Annotated in this window: 10 protein-coding genes; 9 read left to right on the forward strand and 1 reads right to left on the reverse strand. The window is 62.6% G+C overall.

Going from position 1 to position 10,510, the window contains the following annotated elements:
* Window positions 1–10 precede the first annotated feature (10 nt).
* The 9 genes from HG718_RS01470 (at window position 11) to ccoS (ending at window position 9,527) form a co-directional block, all read left to right on the forward strand.
* Window positions 11–1,054: a threonine aldolase family protein gene (locus HG718_RS01470; RefSeq protein WP_160586735.1), complete on the forward strand. Its 1,044-nt coding sequence runs from the start codon at window positions 11–13 to the stop codon at window positions 1,052–1,054.
* 235 nt (window positions 1,055–1,289) lie between these two features.
* Window positions 1,290–2,993, forward strand: coding sequence for a cytochrome-c oxidase, cbb3-type subunit I (gene ccoN / locus HG718_RS01475; RefSeq protein ID WP_244617581.1), 1,704 nt, complete (start codon window positions 1,290–1,292; stop codon window positions 2,991–2,993).
* 15 nt (window positions 2,994–3,008) lie between these two features.
* Window positions 3,009–3,740: a cytochrome-c oxidase, cbb3-type subunit II gene (ccoO, locus tag HG718_RS01480; protein WP_027838954.1), complete on the forward strand. Its 732-nt coding sequence runs from the start codon at window positions 3,009–3,011 to the stop codon at window positions 3,738–3,740.
* 12 nt (window positions 3,741–3,752) lie between these two features.
* The gene (locus HG718_RS01485) at window positions 3,753–3,944 is read left to right on the forward strand and encodes a cbb3-type cytochrome oxidase subunit 3 (RefSeq protein WP_036262412.1); all 192 of its coding nucleotides are present in this window, start codon (window positions 3,753–3,755) and stop codon (window positions 3,942–3,944) included.
* Window positions 3,941–4,840, forward strand: coding sequence for a cytochrome-c oxidase, cbb3-type subunit III (gene ccoP, locus HG718_RS01490; RefSeq protein ID WP_160586736.1), 900 nt, complete (start codon window positions 3,941–3,943; stop codon window positions 4,838–4,840). Before HG718_RS01485 ends, ccoP begins: the two co-directional genes overlap by 4 nt.
* A 122-nt stretch (window positions 4,841–4,962) precedes the next feature.
* Entirely contained in the window at window positions 4,963–6,549 is a 1,587-nt protein-coding gene (gene ccoG, locus HG718_RS01495) for a cytochrome c oxidase accessory protein CcoG (protein ID WP_244617582.1), read from the forward strand.
* A gap of 37 nt (window positions 6,550–6,586) precedes the next feature.
* Complete coding sequence (locus HG718_RS01500) at window positions 6,587–7,111, forward strand: FixH family protein (RefSeq protein WP_160586737.1); 525 nt, start codon at window positions 6,587–6,589, stop codon at window positions 7,109–7,111.
* Window positions 7,108–9,345, forward strand: coding sequence for a heavy metal translocating P-type ATPase (locus HG718_RS01505; RefSeq protein WP_160586738.1), 2,238 nt, complete (start codon window positions 7,108–7,110; stop codon window positions 9,343–9,345). The genes HG718_RS01500 and HG718_RS01505 overlap by 4 nt, the downstream gene beginning before the upstream one ends.
* On the forward strand, window positions 9,345–9,527 hold the full coding sequence (gene ccoS / locus HG718_RS01510) for a cbb3-type cytochrome oxidase assembly protein CcoS (protein ID WP_027838956.1): 183 nt from the start codon (window positions 9,345–9,347) through the stop codon (window positions 9,525–9,527). Before HG718_RS01505 ends, ccoS begins: the two co-directional genes overlap by 1 nt.
* An 86-nt stretch (window positions 9,528–9,613) precedes the next feature.
* On the opposite strand, the gene HG718_RS01515 is transcribed toward ccoS, so the two are convergent.
* Window positions 9,614–10,447, reverse strand: coding sequence for a DUF2189 domain-containing protein (locus tag HG718_RS01515; RefSeq protein WP_160586739.1), 834 nt, complete (start codon window positions 10,445–10,447; stop codon window positions 9,614–9,616).
* Window positions 10,448–10,510: the final 63 nt, after the last annotated feature.

Here is a 10,510-nt window from a genome sequence, read left to right on the forward strand (position 1 = left end):
CATCGCGCCCATGCATTTTTCTTCCGACAATGCGAGTGGTGTCGCTCCTGAAATCATGGAGGCCCTGGCGCGCGCCAATGACGGGCCGGCCTGGGCCTATGGGCGGGATGAGATTACCCGCCGTCTCAATGGTCTGTTCTCGGATTTGTTCGAGCATGAGGTTACGGCCTTCCCCGTGTCCACGGGGACTGCGGCGAATGCCCTGATCCTGGCTGCGCTGACACCGCCATGGGGCGCCGTTTTCTGTGAGCGGAACGCTCACATCAACGTGGATGAGAACGGGGCTCCGGAGTTCTACTCAGGTGGCGCCAAGCTCGTGCCGGTTGACGGGGAACACGGACGGATCGGACGGCAGGCGCTGGAAATGGCCATCGATGCCATGCCCGGCGGAGACGTTCATCACGTCGTGCCGCACGTCCTGAGCCTTACCCAGGCAACTGAGGCCGGCACGGTGTATGGCGTGGATGACGTGACGGCACTGTCCGGGCTGGCCCATGAGACGGGTCTGAAGGTCCATATGGACGGGGCACGGTTTGCCAATGCGGTTGCCCATCTTGGTTGCAGCCCGGCTGATATCACCTGGAAGGCCGGCATCGATGCGCTGAGCTTTGGCGCCACCAAGAACGGAGCGATGGCGGCGGAAGCTGCGATTTTCTTCGATCCTGCATTGGCGGCGGGCTTTGAGGAGCGCCGCATGCGCGGGGGGCATCTGCTTTCGAAAATGCGATTTCTGTCAGCACAGCTGGAAGCCTATGTGGCAGACGATCTGTGGCTGCGGCTGGCGCGCCATGCCAACCGCATGGCTACCCTGCTCGCTGATGCGGTCACGGAAACACCGGGCGCAGATCTCCTGCACCCGGTCGACGGGGACGAAGTGTTTGTGCGGTTCGGAGACGTCACGGTGATCCGGCGGCTGGCCGACTCAGGCGTTGCTTTTGTGCCCTGGGCACCGCGGGAGGGCATCATTCGCCTCGTTGCGTCCTTTCAGACGACCGAAGATGAGGTGCGTCAATTTCGCGCTGCGCTGCAACAAGCGGCGAGTGTTGCGGGCTGAGCTGATCAGGCATTTCCAGCTAAACCATTGAGCATCAAGGAGTTGGCCTCCTTCTCCGGAAGGAGTGCGACTCACGACAGGATGCCGCAGGTGCGAAATGACGCTGCGACCGAAGCGCCCATTTGACTGAAGTCAATGTTGTGCGGAAGGCGATCCTGCACTTAGCGTGGCATGACGGACTGCCCGTTTTCCGTAGCGGGCAGGCAGGACTTTTCATGCGGGGCTACAGCGGGTCATGAACCAAACCAACTCACCACAGACGCCGATGGCCGATGACGGCCGGCTCACCACCATGGGGTGGGGCGCCATTGGCCTGTTCATTCTGGGGGCCTTTCTGGGTCTCTTCGTGATTTCCGGTGCGAAGACCGGGCCGATGATGCTGCATGGCGGCCTCATCACTCTGTTCTGCATCCTGGCGGTCATGTGGATCGGCGACCGGCACTTCGATTTCCTGAAGCGTGGCCCGACGCCGCGCGCGCCGGACGGGGTGCAGTACAATGATGCCGTGGTGCGGTGGGGCGTCATCGCTTCCACCTTCTGGGGCGTGGTCGGCTTCGCGGTGGGTCTGGTCATCGCCCTGCAGCTTGCCTATCCGACGCTGCTGACGGGCATTGCCGAACTCAATTTCGGACGCCTCCGCCCGCTTCACACCTCCGCCGTGATTTTCGCGTTCGGCGGCAACATCCTGATCGCCACGTCGTTCTACGTGGTCCAGCGCACCTGTAAGGCGCGGCTGGCGGGCGACATCGCGCCGTGGTTCGTGTTTTGGGGCTATCAGCTCTTCATCGTGCTGGCGGCGACCGGCTATGTGTTTGGCATCACCCAGTCGAAGGAATATGCGGAACCGGAGTGGTACATCGACCTCTGGCTCACCATCGTGTGGGTGGTTTACCTGCTGGTGTTCCTGGGCACCCTGTGGAAGCGCCGTGAGCCGCACATCTATGTGGCCAACTGGTTTTATCTCGCCTTCATCGTCACCATTGCCATGCTGCACATCGTCAACAATCTGGCGGTGCCGGTGTCGCTGACGGGCGACAAGTCCTACATCCTGATGTCCGGCGTGCAGGACGCCATGACCCAGTGGTGGTATGGCCATAACGCGGTGGGTTTCTTCCTGACCGCCGGCTTCCTGGGGTTGATGTATTACTTCATTCCCAAGCGCGCCGAACGGCCTGTCTATTCCTACCGGCTGTCGATCATCCATTTCTGGGCACTGATCTTCCTCTATATCTGGGCCGGTCCGCATCACCTGCACTTCACGGCGCTGCCTGACTGGGCGCAAACCCTCGGCATGACTTTCTCGATCATGCTTTGGATGCCGTCCTGGGGCGGCATGATCAACGGCCTGATGACGCTGGCCGGTGCCTGGGACCGGCTGCGGACCGACCCTGTGATCCGCATGCTCGTCGTGTCGGTGGCGTTCTACGGCATGTCCACCTTCGAAGGCCCGCTGATGAGCGTTAAGGCCGTCAACGGCCTGTCGCACTACACGGACTGGACCATTGGTCACGTGCATTCCGGTGCCCTTGGCTGGGTGGGCTTTGTGTCCTTCGGGGCGCTTTACTGCCTGGCTCCGTGGGTGTGGCGCCGCGAGCGGCTCTACTCGCTTGCGCTGGTCGAGTGGCATTTCTGGATCGCGACGCTCGGCATCGTGCTCTACATCACCGCCATGTGGGTGTCCGGTATCCTGCAGGGCCTGATGTGGCGCGCCTATGACGAGCTCGGCTTCCTCGAATACTCCTTCGTGGAGACGGTGGAGGCGATGCATCCCTTCTACGTGATCCGTGCGCTGGGCGGGCTCCTGTTCGTCATCGGCTCACTGATCATGGCCTACAATCTGTACAAGACCGCCAAGGGCGAAATCCGCGAAAGCGAACCGCTCGATGCAACGGCTGGCCGCGCTCCGCAGGGCCAGTTCGTCGCGGCGCCGGCTCACTAGGGAGGGCCAGAACCAATGTCACTGTTCAGCCACGCTACGCTTGAACGCAACTCCCTGATCCTGACCATCGGCATCCTGCTGGTGGTCTCGATCGGCGGCATCGTGCAGATCGCACCGCTCTTCTTCCTCAATTCGACGATCGAGGAGGTTGAAGGCATGCGGCCCTACTCCCCGCTGGAGCTTGCGGGCCGCAACATCTACATCCGGGAAGGCTGCTACAATTGCCATAGCCAGATGATCCGCTCGCTGCGCGACGAAGTGGAGCGCTATGGTCATTACTCGCTGGCTGCGGAAAGTATGTACGACCATCCTTTCCAGTGGGGGTCCAAGCGCACCGGGCCGGATCTTGCGCGCCTGGGCGGCAAGTACTCTGATGCCTGGCATGTGCTCCACATGGCGGACCCGCGCGCCGTGGTGCCGGAATCCATCATGCCCAATTATCCGTTCCTGGCGGAGACGCCGCTTGAATATGCGGATATCGAGGCGCATCTGCGGGCCAACCGCACAGTGGGCGTTCCCTATACGGATGAAATGGTCGAGAACGCCCGCGCTGATCTCGAGATACAGGTGGATGAGTGGGGCGACTACGACGCCATGCTCGCCCGCTATCCCAAGGCACAGGTTCGGGATTTCGACGGCAACCCGGAGATGATTTCCGAACTCGACGCACTCATCGCCTACATGCAGATGCTCGGCACGCTGGTCGACTTCTCGGCCTATCAGGCCGAGGGCGAGAACCTGCGCTAGGGGAGGTCTCCCGTGGGATATGACGAAATCAGGGGCATCGGCGGCGCAATCGGCCTTGTGATGCTCTTCATCGGGTTCATCGGCGTCATCGCCTATGCGCTGTGGCCGGGAAACCGCAACCGCTTTGACCGGGCAGCCCAGCTGCCGCTGGAAGACGATGCCCCGAAAGGGGATATGCCTCGCAAGGAAAGGCCGTCCAAATGAACGACAATACGCATCAGTCTGCCCCGGACGAGCATGGCCATGTGGACGCGCACACGGGCGTCGAGACCACCGGCCACGAGTGGGACGGCATTCGCGAGCTGGACAATCCGTTGCCGCGCTGGTGGCTGTGGACGTTCTATGCCTGCATTCTCTGGTCTGTGGGCTACTGGGTCCTGTATCCGGCCTGGCCGCTGGCTGCGAGCTACACCAAGGGCGTGCTGGGTTACTCGCAACGCGACGTGGTGACCGAGCAGATCGCACAGTCGCAGGCGGCTCTGCGTGTCTATGACGATCAGATCCTCGCCGGTGACCTTGCGGATGTGCCGGGCAATCCGGAGCTGCATTCAGTGGCGCTGGCGGGTGGTGAAAGCGCATTCGGCGATAACTGTGCGCCGTGTCACGGTCGCGGTGCCCAGGGCTTCAAGGGCTATCCGAACCTCAATGACGACGCCTGGATCTGGGGCGGCACACTGGCCGATATCCAGGCAACCATTCGCCATGGCATCCGCTGGTCGGCCGATGAGGAAACACGCATGAACGACATGCCGAAGTTTCTTGATGACGGCATCCTGAGCAGTGCTGAGGTGAGCGATACCACGCAATATGTGCTGTCGTTGTCGGGTCGTGAGAGCAATGCCGAAGCCGCTGCACGCGGCGGTGAGATTTTCGCGTCACAGTGCGTTGCCTGTCACATGGAAGGCGGCGTCGGCAACCAGGAACTCGGTGCGCCGAACCTGACCGATGCCATCTGGCTCTATGGCGGCGACGAAGAAACCCTCTATGCGTCAATTGCACACAGTAGGCGCGGCGTCATGCCCGCTTGGCAGGGGCGCCTGGATGAGGCGACGATCGCCAAGCTTTCCCTCTACGTTCATTCGCTTGGTGGCGGTGAATGAGGGGGCGAGACTAACCATCCGTAGGCGGATGGCCGGAGGGGAGGTCCGGCACCGGACGCTGCGCGGGTGACACATAACCCGCAGGCGGACCGGCCTGCGTGTCCCGGCTAGGAGGGGCAGGAATGACGACGTCTGACCAGATTGCGACTAATGGTGCAGGCATGGACGGCGGAGCCGGGGACGGGCTTTCGAAGCTCGCTCAGGAAGCCGCCGCCAATGTGTCCGGCGCAGCCTCCCCGGCACGGGCTCATGAGAAGGTTGAGCGGCACGATGTCGAGGCGGTGAACTCCTCATCGCAGCGCTCGCTTTATGCCAAGCGCCAGCCGATCCATCCCAAGCTGGTGCACGGCACCTTCCGTAATCTCAAATGGGCAATGATGAGTGTTGCCCTCGGCGTCTATTATCTGCTGCCGTGGATCCGGTGGGACCGCGGCCCCAATGCGCCAGACCAGGCCGTGCTGCTCGACATGCCGGGGCGGCGTTTCTACTTCTTCTTCATCGAGATCTGGCCGCAGGAGATCTACTTCATCACCGGGCTGCTGGTGCTGGCGTCGCTCATATTGTTCCTTGCGACGTCCATGTTCGGTCGTGTGTGGTGCGGCTATGCGTGTCCGCAGACCGTGTGGACCGATCTGTTCATCATGGTCGAACGCATGGTGGAAGGGGATCGCAACAAGCGCCTACGGCTTCAAAAGCAGTCAATGAGCGCGGGCAAGTTCGGACGCAAGGTGTTGAAGCACGGCATCTGGCTGCTGATTGCCGTGGCGACCGGCGGCGCCTGGGTATTCTATTTTGCTGATGCGCCCACGCTTGCGATGCAGCTTGTCTCGTTTGAAGCCCCGGCCGTCGCTTATCTCTTTATCGGCGTTTTCACCGTGACCACCTACATGCTGGGCGGCCTCGCGCGTGAGCAGGTGTGCACTTACATGTGCCCCTGGCCGCGCATTCAGGGTGCGCTGGTGGACGACCAGTCCTTTCTGGTGAGCTACCGCGTGGACCGGGGTGAACCGCGCGGCCCCCATCGCAAGGGTGAGAGTTGGGAAGGGCGTGGCGACTGCATCGATTGCAAGCAATGCGTCGTTGCCTGTCCCATGGGTATCGACATTCGTGATGGTGACCAGCTGGAGTGCATCCAGTGTGCGCTGTGCATTGATGCCTGCAATGACATCATGGACAAGATCGGCCGGCCGCGTGGACTGATCACCTACGACAATTTCGACAACCAGGAGCGCCGGGCGAAGGGCGAGAAGGCGCGGACGCGGCTGATCCGCCCGCGCACGGTGCTGTATGCGCTGCTGATCGCGGTGGTTGGCTTTGTGATGCTTGGTGTGCTGGTGACGCGTTCGACGCTGGACGTGAATGTGCTGCGCGATCGCAATCCGCTCTTTGTGACGCTGTCCGACGGGTCCGTGCGCAACGGCTATGAGGTCAAGATCCTCAACAAACGCAACGAAGAGCGCGTGTTCATGGTGAGCGTGGAAGGTCTGGACGGCGCGACGCTGTCAACCCTCACCGAGAGTGGTCTCAAGGAACTGGCCGTTCCGGTTGCCCCTGATCGGCTGCGCAATGTGCGGCTGTTCCTGGTTCTGCCGCCGGATGGTGCGGATGCGCTGTCGGATGGCCGGGCCGACATCCGTTTCGTGATCACGGATAGTGCTGATGGCCAGCAGGTGGTGAATGACACCACCTTCCGCGGGCCGGATTTCTGAGTGACACTGGCATGCTGACGAGAGGCCGGGACTGACCATGAGCAATGCAGACACGCGCGGTTTTCGCCTGACGGGGTGGCATGTGCTTGCCATCTTCGTGCTGTTCTTCGGCGTCGTCTTCGCGGTCAATGGCGTGATGACCTATGTCGCTCTCTCCACTTTCTCAGGCATCGAGACCCCGAATGCCTACCAGGAAGGCCGCGACTTCAATGAGCGTCTTGCAGCGGCGGAAGCCCAGAAGGCATTGGGTTGGGGTGTCTCCATCGAGGAAACCTTTGAAGCGGCGGGTGACGGGGCGGAAGTGCGTGTCCTGATTACCGCAAGAGATGCCGGCGACGCTGCGCTGGCAGGCTTCAGCGGCACAGTGACCTTCTGGCGCCCGGTGGTTCAGGGTGAGGACGTGGTGACGGACCTCACGGAAACCGCACCCGGCGACTATGAAGGGATTGCCCGGCTGCCCGCGCGGGGGCATTGGGAAATGCGGCTCGAACTCGATACTGGTACGGACACTCCATACTATCTCGAGAAACGGGTATGGGCAGGCGGAAGGCAACCCTCATGACCGATGTGTCCGCTGATGATGCCGGGCTCGGCCAGGACGTTCCCGACATACCCGACAGCTATGTCCGCGCGCTCGACGATGGCGGCGCGGTGGTGCACTTCGTCGTTGACGGGGTTCATTGTGGCGGCTGCGTAAAGAAGGTCGAGCGGGCGGTGAACGGGCTTGCAGGTGTCACCAATGGCCGCATGAACCTTTCCACCAAACGGCTGACCGTGGCCTTTTCACCTGCGCAGGTGCGACCGCGGCAGATCGTATCGGCCATTGTCGATGCCGGGTATGGCGCGCGGCCCTATGATCCGAAGACGCTGGAGAGCCAGCAGGCGCGCGAAGAGAAGGAACTCATTACCTGCATGGGCGTCGCCGGGTTTGCGGCGGCCAATGTGATGCTGCTGTCTGTGTCTGTGTGGGCCGGGCATTCCGGTGGCATGGAAGACGCGACGCGCGACATGTTCCACTGGATTTCCGGCCTCATCGCCATGCCTGCCGTGGCCTATGCGGGGCGGCCATTCTTCCGGTCCGCCCTGCGGGCCTTGCGGGCCGGTGCCATGAACATGGATGTGCCGATCTCGCTGGCGGTGTTGCTGGCAGCAGGCATGAGCCTTGCGGAGACAATCGCCGGGGCAAAGCATGTCTATTTTGATGCCAGCATCATGCTGCTGTTCTTCCTGCTGATCGGCAGGACGCTGGACATGAAGATGCGCGGGCGGGCCGCGCTGGCCGCCCAGAATCTTCTGGCGCTTCGGGCTGATGCGGCAACCGTCATAGGTGATGATGGCGTGGCGCGTGCTCTGCCGGTTGAGGCGTTGCGGCCCGGGATGGTGGTCGCTGTTGCCACGGGGCAGCGGGTTGCGGCTGACGGAATTGTCGTCGACGGTGCGTCGGACCTCGATACGAGTCTGATCACCGGGGAAACAGCACCTGTGGCTGCAGCGCCCGGCACGCAGGTTTTTGCCGGTACGCTGAACATCAGTGGCCCCTTGCGGGTGAAGGTGACAGCGGGCGACGACGAGTCCCTGCTGAGCGAAATCGTCCGGCTGATGGAAGCCGCCGAGCAGGGACGCGACAGCTTTGTGCGGATCGCGGACCGGGCTGCACGGGTCTATGCACCGGCAGTGCATATCCTGGCCGCGGCCACCTTCATTGGCTGGTGGCTGGCTGGCGGCCTTGTCTGGGACGAGGCCCTGAAGATTGCCATTGCCGTCCTGATTATCACCTGTCCCTGCGCCCTCGGCTTGGCGGTGCCGGTGGTACATGTGGTTGCCAGCGGGAGACTGCTGTCGCGCGGGGTACTCCTCAAATCATCGGACGCGCTGGAACGGCTTGCCGAGGTGGACACGATTGTCTTCGACAAGACGGGCACACTCACCCATGGCGCACTCACGCTGGACAGGCATGGCGTTGATCCGCACCAGTTGGAACGGGCAGCACAGCTGGCGCGTGCGAGCACGCATCCGCTGAGCCGAGCCCTCGCGCAGGCAGCAGGCGATGGTCCGGCGGCGGCCGATGTGAGCGAGCATCCGGGGCAGGGGCTGATGGGCGATGTCGGCGGGGTGCCGGCGCGGCTGGGGAGTGCAGAGTTCGTCGGTGCTGGAAGCAGCTCCGACCACGCAGCACTTGGCCCGGAGATATGGTTTCAGGCGGGAGACGACGCGCCGGTGCGGTTCGGTTTCACGGACACCCTGCGTGGGGACGCGGGAGCGGTTATCGACTGGGCACGGTTACGTGGCCTGGATGTCGTGCTTCTGTCCGGCGACCGCCCGGGCACTGTGGCGGCCATGGCGGGGCAGGCAGGTATCGAGGCCTTCGAAGGTGGCTTGCTGCCGCAGGACAAGATCGCGCGGCTCGAGGCCATGGCGTCCGATGGCCGCAAGGTCCTGATGGTGGGTGACGGGCTCAATGATGCGCCGGCTCTTGCAGCAGCTCATGTTTCCATGTCGCCTGCAACGGGGGCGGATGTGAGCCAGGCTGCGGCTGACCTTGTCTTCCAGGGGCAGGCCTTGGCTCCCGTGACCGCGGCCATTGATGTGGCAGGCCGAAGCCGTCAGCTGGTACTGGAGAATTTCGGGTTGTCGCTGGCATACAACGCGGTAGCGGTGCCGATTGCCGTTGCCGGCTTCGTCACGCCGCTGATCGCAGCCCTGGCGATGTCATCTTCTTCCATTCTCGTGACGCTCAACGCGCTGCGTTTGCGGCTCGGCCATGTGGGCATGAAGAGTGATGGAGACGATCTCTGATGGACGTTCTGGCGTTGCTCATCCCTGCCGCATTGTTTCTTGGCCTTCTGGGCCTTGCGGCATTTCTATGGGCGCTGAAGAGCGGGCAGTTCGATGATCTTGATGGGGCGGCAGAACGAATCCTTTTCGACGACGATGATGACGCCCCACCGCCAGGACGCGATGGGGGTGACAGTCGGTAGAAAGTCGACAGATTGCGGCCGGTAAACAAAAAACGCGGGGATCCATCCGGGCCCCGCGTTCTTTATGCAATTGGTCCTGAGTGGGATCAGGCAGGTTCTTTAGGTGCGCTCTCCGGGGCCACCACGTCCTTGTAGGCATGCCAGGTGGCATGACCGACAAGGGGGAAGGTGATGATGAGGCCGACGAACAGGCTGGCGATGCCGAAGACGGTCAGCACCATGATCAGCCATGCCCACAGGGCCATCGGTCCGAAGTTTTCCTGCACCGAGCGGAGGCTGGTGAGGACGGCGGTGACGGCATCTACATCCCGCTCAAGGAGCATCGGGACCGACACGACGGCTACAGAGAAGACCGCGGCCGCGATGAGCCCCCCGACAATCGTGCCGATGACCAAGAGGGACAGCCCGCGCGGTTCCAGGATGAGGGCAGGGAAGAACTGCTCGAAGGGCGGCATTGCCTCCAGGCCGAAGAAGATGGCGAAAAGGAGAGTGGCGACCCGGATCCACGCAAGGAACATGAGCATCAGGATGATGCCGACAAAGGCGAGTTGCACCGGCGACGCAGTTGAAACCAGTGCGATGTCGGCACGGGTGACAGGCTCGCCAGCCTGCAGGCGGCGCGACATCTCGTAAAGGCCGACGGCCAGGAGCGGGGCGACAATGAGGAAGCCTGCCGCAAGCACGAGGATCAGCGAGAAGAGCCCGGCGTACCAGAGCGCTGCGGCGAGACCGGCGGATACGCCTACGGCGACGAGGCCATAGCCAAGGCTCAGGCCAGGCCGGGTCCACATGTCCCGCCAGCCTGCTGCCAGCCATCGCCAGGGCGCGTCCATGGCGACGCGGTTGATGGCGGGGGCGGGCTTGGCAGCACCATTGCTGCCGGTATCTGCGTGATGATGGGCCACATCCTGTGTGGTCATATTGTCCTCCCAAACGATACGCGGGTGATTTCCACTCCTGCAGTTTGTGAAAATTATGCGTGT

The sequence above is a fragment of the Pyruvatibacter mobilis genome (genome assembly GCF_012848855.1).
Classification (GTDB): domain Bacteria; phylum Pseudomonadota; class Alphaproteobacteria; order CGMCC-115125; family CGMCC-115125; genus Pyruvatibacter; species Pyruvatibacter mobilis.

Coding starts and splice junctions, on each gene's coding strand:
- ccoN (WP_244617581.1), top strand. CDS start 1,290: ATGAACCAAACCAACTCACCACAGACGCCGATGGCCGATGACGGCCGG.
- ccoO (WP_027838954.1), top strand. CDS start 3,009: ATGTCACTGTTCAGCCACGCTACGCTTGAACGCAACTCCCTGATCCTG.
- ccoP (WP_160586736.1), top strand. CDS start 3,941: ATGAACGACAATACGCATCAGTCTGCCCCGGACGAGCATGGCCATGTG.
- HG718_RS01505 (WP_160586738.1), top strand. CDS start 7,108: ATGACCGATGTGTCCGCTGATGATGCCGGGCTCGGCCAGGACGTTCCC.
- HG718_RS01500 (WP_160586737.1), top strand. CDS start 6,587: ATGAGCAATGCAGACACGCGCGGTTTTCGCCTGACGGGGTGGCATGTG.
- HG718_RS01470 (WP_160586735.1), top strand. CDS start 11: ATGCATTTTTCTTCCGACAATGCGAGTGGTGTCGCTCCTGAAATCATG.
- ccoG (WP_244617582.1), top strand. CDS start 4,963: ATGACGACGTCTGACCAGATTGCGACTAATGGTGCAGGCATGGACGGC.
- HG718_RS01515 (WP_160586739.1), bottom strand. CDS start 10,447: ATGACCACACAGGATGTGGCCCATCATCACGCAGATACCGGCAGCAAT.
- ccoS (WP_027838956.1), top strand. CDS start 9,345: ATGGACGTTCTGGCGTTGCTCATCCCTGCCGCATTGTTTCTTGGCCTT.